This window comes from Arenibacter sp. ARW7G5Y1 (assembly GCF_003201775.1).
Taxonomy (GTDB): Bacteria; Bacteroidota; Bacteroidia; order Flavobacteriales; family Flavobacteriaceae; genus Arenibacter.
Window position 1 is genome coordinate 104,601 of the sequence record NZ_QJJZ01000007.1, and the last position, 15,089, is coordinate 119,689.

The 15,089-nt window shown below is 39.3% G+C and carries 9 protein-coding genes and 1 tRNA gene; 9 read left to right on the forward strand and 1 reads right to left on the reverse strand.

The genetic code is table 11. From position 1 onward, the window contains the following. The first annotated feature begins 10 nt into the window (after nucleotides 1-10). The 5 genes from C7972_RS11870 (at nucleotide 11) to C7972_RS11890 (ending at nucleotide 9,796) form a co-directional block, all read left to right on the forward strand. On the forward strand, nucleotides 11-2,254 hold the full coding sequence (locus C7972_RS11870; RefSeq protein WP_181422866.1) for a DUF4838 domain-containing protein: 2,244 nt from the start codon (nucleotides 11-13) through the stop codon (nucleotides 2,252-2,254). 11 nt (nucleotides 2,255-2,265) lie between these two features. Then, complete coding sequence (locus C7972_RS11875) at nucleotides 2,266-3,753, forward strand: alpha-L-fucosidase (protein ID WP_220020894.1); 1,488 nt, start codon at nucleotides 2,266-2,268, stop codon at nucleotides 3,751-3,753. A gap of 356 nt (nucleotides 3,754-4,109) precedes the next feature. Continuing rightward, nucleotides 4,110-7,421 (forward strand): SusC/RagA family TonB-linked outer membrane protein, encoded by a 3,312-nt coding sequence (locus C7972_RS11880; RefSeq protein ID WP_110356401.1) that lies wholly within the window; start codon nucleotides 4,110-4,112, stop codon nucleotides 7,419-7,421. A 58-nt stretch (nucleotides 7,422-7,479) separates the two neighbouring features. Continuing rightward, nucleotides 7,480-9,432 carry a SusD/RagB family nutrient-binding outer membrane lipoprotein gene (locus C7972_RS11885; protein ID WP_181422867.1) on the forward strand — a complete coding sequence of 651 codons (1,953 nt, stop codon included), beginning with the start codon at nucleotides 7,480-7,482 and terminating at the stop codon, nucleotides 9,430-9,432. A gap of 25 nt (nucleotides 9,433-9,457) precedes the next feature. After that, on the forward strand, nucleotides 9,458-9,796 hold the full coding sequence (locus tag C7972_RS11890; RefSeq protein WP_110356403.1) for an SdrD B-like domain-containing protein: 339 nt from the start codon (nucleotides 9,458-9,460) through the stop codon (nucleotides 9,794-9,796). Nucleotides 9,797-10,365: 569 nt separating this feature from the next. Here C7972_RS11890 and C7972_RS11895 read toward each other — a convergent pair. Beyond that, complete coding sequence (locus C7972_RS11895; RefSeq protein ID WP_110356404.1) at nucleotides 10,366-12,288, reverse strand: VCBS repeat-containing protein; 1,923 nt, start codon at nucleotides 12,286-12,288, stop codon at nucleotides 10,366-10,368. 455 nt (nucleotides 12,289-12,743) lie between these two features. On the opposite strand from C7972_RS11895, the gene C7972_RS11900 reads away from it, so the two are divergent. The 4 genes from C7972_RS11900 (at nucleotide 12,744) to C7972_RS11915 (ending at nucleotide 14,856) form a co-directional block, all read left to right on the forward strand. Then, complete coding sequence (locus C7972_RS11900) at nucleotides 12,744-12,929, forward strand: GIY-YIG nuclease family protein (RefSeq protein WP_110356405.1); 186 nt, start codon at nucleotides 12,744-12,746, stop codon at nucleotides 12,927-12,929. 137 nt (nucleotides 12,930-13,066) lie between these two features. After that, a complete protein-coding gene (locus tag C7972_RS11905) occupies nucleotides 13,067-13,252 on the forward strand; it encodes a GIY-YIG nuclease family protein (RefSeq protein WP_110356406.1) in 186 nt (61 codons plus the stop codon). A gap of 56 nt (nucleotides 13,253-13,308) precedes the next feature. Continuing rightward, nucleotides 13,309-13,382 (forward strand) — tRNA-Pro (locus C7972_RS11910). A gap of 226 nt (nucleotides 13,383-13,608) precedes the next feature. Then, on the forward strand, nucleotides 13,609-14,856 hold the full coding sequence (locus C7972_RS11915; protein ID WP_110356407.1) for a site-specific integrase: 1,248 nt from the start codon (nucleotides 13,609-13,611) through the stop codon (nucleotides 14,854-14,856). Nucleotides 14,857-15,089 lie beyond the last annotated feature (233 nt).

The window sequence follows — 15,089 nt, forward strand, 5'->3', positions numbered from 1 at the left end:
GACATTGAGAATGAATATTTTAAAGGCACATTTAAAAACCCTAAGTCTCTTATTAATAGTATCGATCCTATCGTCCTGCAATATGGATGGAATTGAATTGGTTCATGCGGGCCAGTCAGATTATGAAATTGTAATTATGGGTAGGGCCTCGGAAAGTAATCAGAAATCTGCCGAAATATTGCAGCGATATTTATATAAAATTAGTGGTGCAAAATTGGAAATAGTCGATAAAGCTTCCCAAAGTACTGAAAAGCATAAAATTTATCTGGGTATTGATAATGAAAGGAATTTGGAGGAGCAAGGGATATCCATAAGGACCATGGAAAAAAACCTTTGGGTAGGAGGAGGTTCGGATAGGGCTACAAAATATGCTGTGTACGAATTCTTGGAGCGTTATCTTGGTTGTAGGTGGTATGCACCCAAGGTGGAGAAAATACCTACTTCCAAAAATATAGATCTTCCCGCATTGAATTATACGTATACCCCTGATATTACTACCAGAACGGTCCATTCAAGATTGTTTTATGACAATCCGGAATATGCGGAACAACAAAAGGTAACGGATGAATCCTTTCCCACTTATGTCCCTAGTGCCAGGGTACATACGTTCCACAAGTTTTTGCCCGAGGAAAAATTTTACAAACCCAATCCGGAATATTATGCGCTGCGGGGCGACCAAAGGTTGCCTACCCAATTGTGTTTGACCAATCCTGATGTGTTGGCTATTGTAAAGGACTCTGTAGCTTCCTTGTTTCAGCAATTTCCCAAGGCAGGGGTAATATCCGTTAGCCAGGATGATAATCAACAATATTGCCAGTGCGACGATTGTAGTAAAATCAATGAAGAAGAAGGCAGTCCATCGGGCACCATGATTCGATTTGTAAATGAGGTTGCAGCTACTTTTCCGGATAAAATGATTTCCACATTGGCCTATCAATATACGAGAAAGCCATGCAAAACAAAACCTCTGGAAAATGTATTGATAACACTTTGCTCTATTGAGTGCGATAGAAGTGCGCCCATTGCAGGGAAGTGTAACGATTTTGCAAACGATTTAATAGGATGGGGTAAACTAACGAACAATATTAGAATTTGGGATTATACAACACAGTTTACCAATTTTTTTGCCCCATTTCCCAATATCCATACACTGCAGCCCAATATTCAATTGTTTCGGGACAACAATGCAAAATGGGTTTTTGAACAACACAGTAACAATCCTAGCGAACTATTTGAACTAAGATCCTATATAACGGCAAAACTGCTTTGGAATCCCGATCTAAATTTTGATGCCCTCTTGACGGATTTTGCCACTGGTTATTATGAAGAAGCCGGGGTGCATATAAAAAAATATATTGAAGTAATCCATACCAAGTTAAAGGAAGACAAGGATTTCTTTCTATTTCTCTACGGAGATCCATCGGAGGCAATTTCATCTTATTTAAGTCCAGGGATGCTATCCGAATACTCCCAATTATTTGACGCTGCAGAAAAGGCGGTGGCAGGAAAACCCGAAATTTTGGCCCGGGTAAAAGTGGCACGTTTGGGGGTGGATTTTGCCGAATTGGAGGCCAGTAGGAAGAATATTACCGACAATTATCGGCTTTTGATCCCCAATGAGGAAGGTAAAAAGATAATAAATCCGCTGGTGACCACACTACTGGATAATTTTAAGGCCACCACGGCCAAGAACAATATTACCCTAATGAATGAAATGGGTTTTACCGTAACGGAGTATCTGGCAAATTATATGTCGGCACTGGAAGTAATAAGGATGCCCAATGTTGCCATGGGCAAAAAAGTGGTTACCATAACAAAACCAAAAAAATACGCTAAGGAAGACCCTATGGCACTTACCGATGGGGCTCTGGGGGGAAGCAGTTTTTATGCCAACTGGTTGGGGTACGAAGGAAATGATATGGAGGTGGTTGTGGATTTAGGGGAGCCTATGAACATAAGTACTATTTCTTTGGCCTTTTTGCAGGTTACCAATCATATAGTTTTTTTTCCTGGGAAGGTTACCTATTCAGGCTCCCTTGATAACCGGCATTTTGAAAGTTTTGGGACTATTAACAATCCTTTTCCCTTAACCAAGGACAGCAAGGTCAACGATATTCAATTTTTTAAATTGGATTTTGAAAAAAGGAATGCTCGATATATCAAGGTTAGGGCTACAAACACAAAAACACCTTATTGGCACCATGCTGCTGGACTGCCTTCTTGGCTATTTGCCGATGAAATAATAATTAATTAAATCCGGAATAAATGAATACAAAAATTAGATTTAAAAATCTTATGACGGCGATTATCTTGGCCTTCATTTCCCAAGCAATGGATGCACAGGCCATCTATGAGGACGAGCGATATGTGCCCGAGACCGATCCCTTGGTGCTTGAGAAATTGGAACAATGGCAGGATATGAAATTTGGCCTTCTGATGCATTGGGGAACTTATAGTCAGTGGGGTATAGTGGAATCATGGTCGCTTTGTCCCGAGGAATATGGTTGGTGCGAACGGACCAAAGGTTCTAATCCCAGTGATTATAATACGTATAAAAGGGAATATGAGGATTTGCAAAAAACTTTCAATCCTGTGAAGTTTGACCCTGATAAATGGGCCAAGGCAGCAAAGGATGCGGGAATGAAGTACGTGGTATTCACTACCAAGCACCACGATGGCTTTTCCATGTTCGATTCCAAATACACAGATTACAAAATAACGGATCCAAAAACCCCATTTTCAACCAACCCTAAAGCCAATATCACCAAGGAAATTTTTAATTCCTTTAGAGGGCAGGGGTTATGGGCCGGAGCCTATTTTTCCAAACCGGATTGGAATACCCCAACCTATTGGGATCCTTATTACCCTCCTCGGGATAGGAATGTTAATTATGAACCAGAGGCCAATCCTGAGAAATGGCAGGCATACATAGACTTTACCCATAATCAGATATTGGAATTGTTAACAGACTACGGCAAGGTGGATATCTTGTGGTTGGATGGCGGCTGGGTGGCCAAAACACCTAAATCCGAAATTACCAGTTGGTACGAGCAGCAGCTAGTTAATAATGACAACGGATATTTAAAGAACCGTATCGTTAACCAAGATATAAAAATGGATGAATTAGTGGTCAAAGCCAGGGAAAAACAGCCGGGATTAATAGTGGTGGACCGGGCCGTTCACGGTAAGAATCAAAATTATTTGACCCCGGAAAATAGGGTGCCGGAAAAGCCGCTTCCCTATCCTTGGGAATCCTGTATCATAGCTGGCGGTGGTTGGTCCTATTCTTTTGATGCCAAATACATGTCCGGACGTGAGGCCATACATACTTTGGTGGATATAGTGGCCAAAGGAGGTAATTTGTTGTTGAATGTTGCTCCCAGCCCAGAAGGGGAGTGGGATGAAGGGGCTTACAAATTGCTGAGTGAAATTGGCGATTGGATGTCGGTGAACAAGGAGGCCATTTATGGTACCCGATCCATGGCTCCCTTTAAATTTGACAACGTTTGTGTTACCGCCAAGCCTGATGGAGCGATCTATCTTACGTATCTAGTGGAAAAGGGACAGACATCTTTACCTTCCGAAATAGTGTTTCCAAATTATGTTGCGTCAAGAGGTGCCAAGGCACAGCTCCTGGGGGGTAAACAGAAATTGAAATGGACCCAAAAAAACGAGGGCATGGCTATTCAGCTTCCAAAGGATTTGGGCGCTAAATTGTTGGACACCGAAGCATTTGTTATCAAAATTAAATAAGAGATCGTAATAGGTCGGGAGTTTATTGGATTGTAATGGAATAAGAATCCAATAAGCGAACAGGCCAACGTTGAATGGAAGTTGTTCCCGGTGGTAATTGACCTATTTTATCATAAACTATTTTAACACCCTGATGGTAATCGTAACTATCAGGGTGTTTTTTTTGTAATAAAGATCAAAATAGTGTTGTTTAAGAATACTAAAACGTTTTCGAAAATACGTCATTAGGCTTTTGGCAGTTGTCATTAGTCGAATTAATTTCCTTACCTACCCAAGAATACGAAAATTTATGAATTAATTAACATTGGGGTAACTCCCTAAATTAACTTCTGATTAACTAACTAAAAATTATTAGTATGATTAAAAAAATTCATTACTATTTATTACTGGCCTCGTTTCTCCTTGTACAGGGAATGATGGCGCAGAACAAAACGGTCACCGGTACAGTGTCCGATGATTTGGGTACCCCTCTACCAGGTGTAAACGTTGTGGAGAAAGGGACTACTAATGGTACTTCAACAGATTTTGATGGTAACTATTCACTTAATGTAGGTGATAATGCTACATTGGTTTTTTCTTCCTTAGGATATACCAAAAAAGAAATAGCTGTAGGTGTTCAAACTTCGATTAAAGTTGTACTTGAAGAAGATGCGGAGCAATTGGGAGAGGTTGTTGTAACAGCTTTGGGAATTAAAAAGGATGCCAAGGCTCTTGGTTATTCTGTAGCCCAAGTTGATTCGGAGCGTATTATGGCTAGTGGTACTCCAGTTAATGCCTTGCAGTCATTATATGGAGCAGCTTCTGGGGTTAGCGTGGCCTCAACGGCTGTTGGACCTTCTGGAGGAATGAAAATCAATATTCGAAATGCTGTTTCATTTGATTCGAACTCAACAACCAGACCTTTAATTGTGGTTGACGGGATTCCTATTCATGATGAGAATACCAATATAAGTTATAATGAGCGAAGCGGAAGGGATAACGGAACAGGGATTAATGACATAAATCCAGATGATATTGCATCATTTCAAATTCTGAAAGGGGCAAAAGCCTCTGTTTTATACGGAAGTGAAGGGGCCAATGGGGTTATATTGATAACTACCAAAAGTGGCGCCAAAAGTCGAGGACTTGGAGTTTCGGCTTCTTTTACCACTTCAATGGATAAAAGCGCATTTATGCCAAAACTACAAACTAAGTACGGTACAGGTAGAAGCGCAAGTAATAGTCAAACAGATGCAGAGGGTTATTATCTAGATGAAAATAACCAAAGAGCATTGGACGTATCGGGAGCTGCTTTTGGTCCAAAATTTGATCCCAACGTTATGTTGAACTGGTGGGATGGGTCCCAGAGACCATGGGTAGCAAATAAGCAATCCGTTTACGACCAATTGTTCAAAACGGGTATACAGCAAACTTCCAATGTTGCCGTAAGTTCTGGGAACGATAATGGGTCTGTACGATTTTCGTACACCAATATGAATGTGAAACCAATTATTCCAAATGCAGAGTATAAAAAGAACACTTTCAGTATAAGTGCATCCTACGATTTGAACGATTTCATAACTTTGAAGTATGTAGGGAATTATTATACTACAACAAATCTTAATTCTGCTTACGCGGGGTCCTTTGATGCTCAAGGAGCCAGATCTAGTTTAGGAGCTTATTCAGGAGATATTGACGTTGATTTGTTGAAAAGTTATATGGTTACCGAAAACGGATATAATTATTTTGCAAATCCAGATTTAAGAAGCAATTTTATTTCAGGGGGTAGGTCTTCTGTAGTTGGTACTTTATGGGATTGGACTCAGAATGAATCAATCTTTGATAGAGTTCACAATATACAGTCGCTTACCTTGGACCTAACTTTTAATGATTATTTAAGCGCTACCGTTTTGGGAGGTTTGGATAATACCAATGAGCGTAGTGTTTATAAAGGTAAGCTACAGGATCCGAGTTTGATAGGGCCTAACAGTGGTTCGGTTTTTACAGATGAAAGTAGGGATATTCGTAAAACTTACGGACAGGCTACTTTAAATTTCGATACAGATGTTAAAGATTTTGGGCTTTCAGGTTTTGTTGGTGGTGCTATAAGAAATAATTATTTAGAGTCTAAAGGCGCCTCAGTGATAGGAGGTATGGTTATTCCTAATTACTTTTCGTTCTCCAACCTTCCTTCAGGTGTTCAACCTCAATATACATTCGATAATGGGGAAGACATATTGTATAGTGTACTTGGCTCTTTCCAAGTAGATTGGGATGATCAGCTATATGTTGAAGTTCAAGGACGTCAAGACTGGTCTTCAATTTTGCCACCAGAGAATAACAGTTATTTTTACCCTGGAGCCAGTGCAACTTGGATAGCTTCCAATTCTTTCGATTTACCAGAAGTGTTTAAATTTTTAAAATTAAGAACTTCTTGGGCCGATGTTGGACGTCCAGGACCACGTTATTTCAGTAATGTTAATTTGGGAATTTCCGCATCTGGTGGTGGTTTTATTCTTTCTCCACCTAGTGACCTTCCTCCAATTGATGAAAATTTTGTTCCAAACTTGAAGCCGGAGCGTAAGCGCGAATATGAGGTTGGACTTGAAGCCTATCTTTTTGAAAACAATAGATTGGGTGTTGATTTTTCATTATACCATTCAAATACTTATGATCAAATTATGAAAGTTACGGCTCCTCCGGGACTTGGTGTAAATAATATCAGGTTAAATGCAGGAGATGTAGCTAACACTGGATGGGAATTGGCTCTTAAAACAAAGCCTATCTTAAGTAATGATTTTCAATGGAATTTGGATATGACCTTTGCATCAAGTAAAACAAAGGTTGAGAGACTTGATGGGGATCTAACTTCTTTATCCCTTTGGAGTACAAATGGATTGAACGCCGTAGCCGAAGTTGGGGGTGAGTATGGGGTGATTTATCAACAAAGTGGATGGCAGAATTACATCAATCCTTCAGATGACAATGACCCTAATAATGGTAAACGAATTGTAGATAGTAATGGACAACGTTATAGTTATTCCACGAAGAGCAATAGAAAAGTAGGTAAATTGCTACCTGACGTAACAGGAGGGGTATTTAGTGGTTTCAACTATAAAAACTTTAGCCTTATAGTAAATATGGATTATTCATTTGGGGCTACTTTTATCCATGAAGGCGAAACTTATATGATGGCTTCGGGAGTATTGAATGAGTCCTTGAGCTATAGAGATGCGCAGAGTGGAGGAATAGCCTACCATTTAGATGGTAGTGGTCAGAAAGTGATTGGGGCGAATACTAGCGGTGGACCCACATTTAATGATGGTGTGTTATTACCGGGTGTAAATGCAAGTGGAGTAGCAAATTCTCAGGTTGTTTCGGCAGAGGAATATTATTACGCTTCCTATTTTTCTAACGGGTTTTTTCCAGAAGATCGCTTATTTAAAAGTGATTATATAGCCTTACGTAATGTTTCTTTGGGTTATAGACTACCAGATCTATCCGAAAAAATTGGATTGAGGGATATTGAACTTTCTGTATTTGCAAATAATCTTGCGTATCTTTATAAAGCTGCTCCAAATACGATTCCAGAGTCGTCAAACGGTACAGGTTGGTCCGATGGAGCTTCAGGTACAACTGCACTTCCGGCACAGCGTTCGATTGGATTGTCTGTTAAGGCTAAACTATAATTAATAAATAAAAATTATGAAAAATATTATTTTAAAATCAATCTTAGCAATCTTGCTTTTGGCGAATTCCGTTGGATGTCAGGATAATTTGGAGGATTTATATCAAGATCCTGATGGGTTTTCGAAACAACAAGCTGATAATGCAGGTATAAGTATTATAGCTGGTTATTTTACATCCCAACTTACTCGTGGATTTTTCTTACGAGGAGATTATGGCTCCGCTTATCATCAATTGCGAAGTGGATCTAGAATTATGGGAACTGGAGTTCAACTTTATTATACTGTGAGTGATTACGGTCTTTCTTATACTCTTCAAAATGTTGAAAATGATTGGGGGTCTAATTCTTTCAATAGGGGGGTGTTTAATAATGTTAATAGTGCTTGGATAAAACAAGTGCTATGGGCTCAAAAGGAATTTAATAAAATACCCGAAGAAGACCGTACGAACCTAGATGTGCTTTACATGAGATTGTTACATGTGATGAAAGCATACGGTTATCAACGTGCTACAGACTTATATGATGAAATCCCATTTTTTCAAACGGGTTCTGCAGGAGCACTTGACGGGGAAAAAGCCCAATATTTAGGGCAAAAGGATATATATCCTATTATTATTGAGGAATTGAAGGAAATTGAAGCTTATTTGGCGAATGTAGATTTAGGTTCTGCTGAATTGACATCTTTTCAACAACAAGATGTTATTTTTAACGGAGATATTATGCAGTGGCGTAAGTATATTAACTCTCTTCGTTTAAGATGGGCCATGAATATTAGTGAGATGGAACCAGGGATTACATCTACTGTACTTGCAGAGTTGAACGGAAAGCCACTTTTTGATCAATATACTGATGTAGCTGGTTTAGCTGATATTGCTATTGTTGAGCCTTACCGTTTGCAGGTAGAGCTTGGTATTACTAGGGCTTTTAGGGAAAGGGCGGATGAGTGTCGTGCTCCTAAACATTTCTTACAGGATGTAATGCATTGTACTCCTACTGAAAGTAGCGTAGTTGTAAACGGTGAAACTCTTTATTATTTCGATGGGGACAATTCTGAAGAAGGATTGTTAAACGGTACGGTTGATCCTAGAATAGCTTATATATATTCAAAAGATATACTTGGGCGCTATGTTGGAGCTGAAACTAGCTGGGATGATGGTTCGGACCCCAATAGTTATTTCAGCAAAGCTATGAGGGCTTATTATATTAATCATCCAATAATGACCGATATAGGAGTAACTGAGATATCTTTTGGTACTCCTGGCAATGAACAGAAGATAACCTTGAACGAAGAGGCTGCCGCTGACTTGTCCAAAAGGGAAGCCTTTCTCCTGAAAGCATTTCGTGAGCATTGTAGTCAATACAGTGATATAGGCTGGACAATTGGTACGGACAATAATATGATATCCGAATACAATGTTCGACCACAGTACAATTTTGATGTAAGATATCCTACGCTTCATGCGGTTGAGACCGAGCTCTCTTTAGCTGAAGCTGCCGTTAGGGGATTTGGTACCGTCAACGGATCGGCAGAGGATCATTATAGAAAAGCAATTGAACTATCTTGTCAATATTGGTACAATTTGAATACCAATAATAAGTATTCTAAGCAAACAACTCCATCTTTCCCAAGTAATATGGATCAGACTAGAATTGATAGGGATAGACCAGCCATGGAGATCGACCCTGGCGCCTATGCTAATTATGAGACACAGCGCTTTTCTGGATTGTCTAATGAGGATAAGGTAGAGGCCATTTTTAATCAGTTACAGTTGCACTACAACATGTTCAATTTTGAGACTCCTTATGCGGCTGCACGTCGCTTGGTAAAATACCTTGGAGATAACCCAGGTTCTCCTTATGAAGTGTTTCAGTGGAAAGAACGTTTTCTTTATGACCCAAGCATTCAGGCGACCGATCCAGAAAACTGGAGTAGAATCAGTCAACATGATGATTACAATCTACCACTTTGGTTTACAGGTCGTCAAAACAAATGGAAAAATGTTTTGGAATAAACTATTAACTATATAATATAAATAAATGAAAAAGATACTTTTTTTAATAATGTCATTGGCCTTATTTGTTTCATGTAATAAAAATAATGAAGCATCGATTATTGGGTCAGCAAGTGCGGATAGTGGTGAGATTTTATCAGGAATAACAGTTAAGTTATATTCTGAAAGTACGGAATTGCTATTTGATACAACTACTGATGGTGAGGGGAATTTCTCTTTTACCGGTCTCGATGAGGGTAATTATTATATTGGAGCGACAATTACCGTTGGTGATGTTGTTTGGGATACAGGTAATACTCCTCAAATTATTTATGTCAGTGGAGAAATTGTCAAAGAGGTTGCTTTAACACTTAATGCCAAATAAACATTAAGAAAAATTAAAAAAACCTGTTAATTTAACAGTTCTGAGGAAAGGCCAAGAATTTATTTAATAAATAGATTCTTGGCTCTTTTTTTTAATAAGGCGCCACTTAAAGTTTAAAACTCCATGTAACTTGTGGAGCTATAGCGAAGAGAGGTTCGGTTTTGAAATCGGGCAGATATTTTTAGGATTCTCTACAATTCCCAGACCATTATATCGCGTATCGAAAGTCCTTGTTTTATAATAATAATTTCATTGCCAGTTTTGTTTCTTCAGATCCCGATGCAGCAATGTCTAGGCTTTTACTTTATCGCATTTAACAACGCTAAACATGATTCTTCCCTAAAAATAATATGTCTAGCTTGCCAAGCCTATTTGAGTGGGATATGTTGGGGTTACGGGAATAGTATTTTTTTCTCCGATCAAATGTTTTGGGAATACGGTTTTACTCAATCGGAAGTGGATGTTATACATACATGTATGTGTATGTAAAATTCACTAAAACTATCCAATTTAAATTAATCCCACTTTTAGCTGTCGACTAGATAGCCACAATTTTAGAATATTCGACTTTAATTTTTTAAATAATAAAAATGTCCGTCTTCTGCCCCGATCAATAAGTTTGGTTTACCATCCTTGTCCCAATCCACCACGGTTGGACTGGTGGTATGGCCAGCCAATTTGGTGTTAATCAGGTTCCCTCTTTTCTTATAAACAGTACTATCGTTGGTTACGCCTATGTTTTCGTACCATTCAATATTCTCACTATTGGCCAAAAGGTCTAGGTCCCCATCCCCATCCCAATCCGTAAATTGAATTTTCCTACGACCACTACCTCCTGCTTCCCGTTCCGTTAAGCGCAGCAAATCGTTGCCAATACTACCATCTGCATTTTTGAAGATACGTTGACCTGGTTTTAGATATAGTTTACCTCTCTTTTTGAACCGTTCATAAAACGCCAAATAACCTTCGTGATCCAACATTACCAAGTCCATTAGTCCGTCCTTGTTCCAGTCTATTGCGTAGGGAGTGGTCCTCCATTGTGTAGCCAATTCGTCTTTTTCTGGATTCCACCAGTTCCATTTAGGTTTAGGAACTGCCTTTTTGGCCCAAGCTACCTTAACACCTCCCATTTTGGTTAGTTTGGGAGCACCTTTTGAGCCTATATTTTTATACCATTCAACTCTACCAAAAATGGAATTTAGTACAATATCCATTAGACCATCCCCGTCCCAATCGGCTACCGTTAGGGTGGTATAACCCCACTTGCGTTCGGCCGGACCTTGAATGGAACCACTTTCCCCGGCCATTATTCGTATTACTGCTCCATCGGCCTCCAGATAAACAGGCTCTTTAAAATGCGGGTTTTCACTCCCGTCCAAATTCTCTATAAAGCCAATATAACCTGCCGAATTTCCACAGATCAGGTCTTCATCCCCGTCATTATCCCAATCCACACTGAAAGGAGTTACCAAGGCCCCAAATTTTAGATTTTGACTTTTTTGCTGAATATATACCGGCGACATAAAAATAGGCATATTGTCCTTTACCGATCCTGTGTTTTCAATAAACACCACTCTGCCATCTTCGTCACCAACCACAAGGTCGATTTTGTTATCATTGTTCCAATCCAAGGCTACAGGCCTCATCATTTCCAAGTCCATTTTGAGGATGCCAGAGGTATTCTCCAAAAATCTTCCTTTGGCGTAGGTAGGATTTTTACGGTTTCCTGTATTTTCAAAATAGGTAAATCTATCTACGAACTCTCCACAAATAATATCCAAGTCCCCATCCCCATCAAAATCTGCAATATTGGGTGTGGTGTTGCCATATACATCAATAGGCTGGTTTCCGGCCAATATTTTACCATCATTTCTATATTTTCCTTGGTCATTGGTTAATAAATACAAGTAGCCGCGTAGGTCTCCATTGGTCCATTCGCCTTTTTCGTTAAAAGCATTGTCCCAACCATATTCGCTCCAATCATCTATACCTACAATGAGATCCATATCTCCGTCATTGTCATAATCAACATATTTCCAATCGTTAAATCTCTCTTTGTGAAGGTCAAGAATCTCGGCCGCCTGGTAAAGGCCTTCGGGTCTTGTATATCCATATCTTCTGAAATTGTCATATTCCAACCCGGACCCAAGCACACGTGGTTCTCCTTCCACATATGAAATGGATACATTGCGCATACCGGCACCAATTTTAACGGGGGTATCAAATATGGGATTTCCGTTTTGGTCGCTAGTGCTATTTTTAAATAAAAAGGTACCGTTAAAGGGAACATCTGTACAGGAAATTACGAGGTCAATGTCTCCGTCCTGATCGTAATCCATGGGTAAGGGATTGGCCCAAAGTCCAACTGCCAGATCTTTTGTGCTGGTGGTATCCTTGTACTGTAGTCGTATTAATTTTTCATTGGTGGATTGTCCAATTGAAACAAAGGAACCCGTTAGGAACAAGTAAAGGATTAATCGTTTAAGCATCATAAGTGGATTTTACTAAGATTATTACAGATTGATTGTTTGATGAATAAAAATTTCAAATTAGTGTTTATTTTTTAATTGTCCAACATCTTTCAAATGCCAGGTAACAAATGCAGGTCCAATGCGTTAATCGCCAAGTTAATTCAGGTCTAATTTGGGAGATATGCTTTTGATATACCCCGATCAGTGTAGTGAGCAAAAAAAATCATTTTTTTTGCCAAAAGTTTAGGGTTTAATTGTTTGATCTTTCCTATTTTTGCAATCTCATTTTAGGGATGTGGCCCTTAGTCTAAGCTCAGGACAGGCTGCCCCACAGAGGATTCATTTTTAATGAAGGTTCTGAAAAAGAATATTGAGTATTGAGCAAATTGTAGAATCGGGATGTGGCGCAGTTCCCGCGAAGGAGCGGGACAGACCGGTAGCGTATCACGCCCTTGGCGTGATGGTCGCTTGACATTATGGAATATATAGTTTACATATTGTTCAGTGAAACTGCCGACAGGTATAATGTGGGCGAGACCAACAATATTGAAAAGCGAATTGCTACCCACAATAGTGGTGGTAAAAAGTATACATCCAAGGGCAGACCTTGGAATTTTATAAAAACTTATTCATGTACCGATCGAATTGAGGCGGTGCAATGAGAAAGAAAGATAAAGAATAGAGGTATCAAACGATATCTGGACGAAAAGTAATTTTTCGGGATGTGGCGCAGTTCCCGCGAAGGAGCGGGACAGACCGGTAGCGTATCACGCCCTTGGCGTGATGGTCGCATGACATTATGGAAAATATAGTTTACATATTGTTAAGTGAAACTGCCGACAGGTATAATGTGGGCCAGACCAACAATATTGAAAAGCGATTTGCTACCCACAATAGTGGTGGTAAAAAGTATACATCCAAGGGCAGGCCTTGGAATTTTATAAAAACTTATTCATGTACCGATCGAATTGAGGCGGTGCAATGAGAAAGAAAGATAAAGAATAGAGGTATCAAACGATATCTGGACGAAAAGTAATTTTTCGGGATGTGGCGCAGTCCGGTAGCGTACACGGCTGGGGGCCGTGTGGTCGCAGGTTCAAATCCTGTCATCCCGACTCAACTAGTTTCATCTAGTGGCATGACGTTGCAAATCACCTGATTTGCAACGTTTTATGTTTTTAGGGGTATCAGATGAAACCTCTTGAAACTACCTAAAAACACCTCTCTGGTGTCCATAAAGGGATTTTGAAACCACAGTATTTTTTGTACATTGAAGTAGCTTTTGTAGGTATTTAACCTTGTGTTTTTACCATTTTATTTACTAATTTAAAGCTATGTAACATGTTAGAAAACAGTAGATTATCAGTCGTTTTTGTCGTTAGGAAACTCACTTCTAAAATTGACACCATTAAGATTTACGCCCGCGTGACAGTAGATGGAAAAAGAGCGGAATTCAATCTAAATCGGGAATTGCCAGTGTCCCTTTGGGACGAAAAACGGAAAAGAGGGAAAGGATTTTCCAAGTACGTTATCTCGCTAAACAAGTATATGGATCAGGTTTTTACCGGATTGCACGAGGCACATCGGCAACTTTTGCAGGAGGAAGTTGAAATCACCTCTGCGAGAATAAAAGCCAGATTTTTAGGAGAGGATGATAGGGGCAAGTCCCTGCTCGACTTGATAAGCTATCACAATACTTCCATGATCAGCGTCCTTAGAAAAGGAACTATGAAGAACTATTACAGTACGGAACGTTGTATCAAAGAATTTTTAAATGAGAAAATGGGCGTTGAGGACATACCTCTAAAAAAACTGAACTACGGTTTTATTGTAGATTTTGAACAATATATACGTAAGTATAAACCGGCAACGCGAATGGGTTGTACCAATAACGGTGCCATGAAACATATGGAACGGCTAAAAAAAATGTCAAGGTTAGCTGTAAAATTGGAATGGTTGGAAAAAGACCCCTTTATCAATTATAAATTACGTTTTGAAAAAACAGAACGTCAATTTCTGACCGAACGGGAGTTACAGCTCATTGAAGAAACCACGTTTAATGTACCAAGTACCCAACATGTTAAGGACCTGTTCATTTTTGCCTGTTATACAGGTTTATCTTTTATTGATGTTAGTGAGCTAAAAATTGACCATTTGGTAAAAGGCATGGATGGTAACGATTGGTTATATACCAAAAGAACAAAGACGGATGAACCCTTGAAGATTCCTTTGCTACCGAAGGCTATGGAAATTATTGATAAATATAGAGATAATGATAGTTTACTGAAAAGTGGAAGATTACTACCCATTTATAGCAACCAAATGATTAACCGCACCCTACGGGATATCGCAACCGCCTGCGGTATTCGTAAAAAGATAACTTTTCATGTGGCCAGGCATACCTTTGCCACCGCGATTACCCTATCCAATGGGGTGCCAATTGAAACGGTTTCAAAACTTTTGGGGCATACCAAATTGTCTACAACCCAAATCTATGCTAGAGTGGTTGAAAAAAAGGTGGGAGAGGATATGCAGAATTTGATGGCTACGATGAAGCTAAAGAAAGTTAGGGCTGGGGAAGTTTCTTAGGTTGTTCTATAATGTTTTGCGCCCGCCTGAACGAATTCATTCGGGCAGGTTATATAACTTAAGCTTTCATTAAAAGCGAAAGTTATTACTACAGTTTCTTGAAAAAATTTATTCTCAAAAGTTTCTTCTGCAATATTACTGGAACACTCTTTACTCGAAATAACAATAGGTAAGAGTAGTGGAATGTGTGTGGAATGATTAAGAAATAGATGCTTTAATGATATATCGACACC

What these genes read in the sequence shown, in the direction of transcription:
- C7972_RS11870 (WP_181422866.1), top strand. Translation starts at nt 11, where the DNA reads ATGAATATTTTAAAGGCACATTTAAAAACCCTAAGTCTCTTATTAATA.
- C7972_RS11875 (WP_220020894.1), top strand. Translation starts at nt 2,266, where the DNA reads ATGAATACAAAAATTAGATTTAAAAATCTTATGACGGCGATTATCTTG.
- C7972_RS11880 (WP_110356401.1), top strand. Translation starts at nt 4,110, where the DNA reads ATGATTAAAAAAATTCATTACTATTTATTACTGGCCTCGTTTCTCCTT.
- C7972_RS11890 (WP_110356403.1), top strand. Translation starts at nt 9,458, where the DNA reads ATGAAAAAGATACTTTTTTTAATAATGTCATTGGCCTTATTTGTTTCA.
- C7972_RS11895 (WP_110356404.1), bottom strand. Translation starts at nt 12,288, where the DNA reads ATGATGCTTAAACGATTAATCCTTTACTTGTTCCTAACGGGTTCCTTT.
- C7972_RS11900 (WP_110356405.1), top strand. Translation starts at nt 12,744, where the DNA reads ATGGAATATATAGTTTACATATTGTTCAGTGAAACTGCCGACAGGTAT.
- C7972_RS11905 (WP_110356406.1), top strand. Translation starts at nt 13,067, where the DNA reads ATGGAAAATATAGTTTACATATTGTTAAGTGAAACTGCCGACAGGTAT.
- C7972_RS11915 (WP_110356407.1), top strand. Translation starts at nt 13,609, where the DNA reads ATGTTAGAAAACAGTAGATTATCAGTCGTTTTTGTCGTTAGGAAACTC.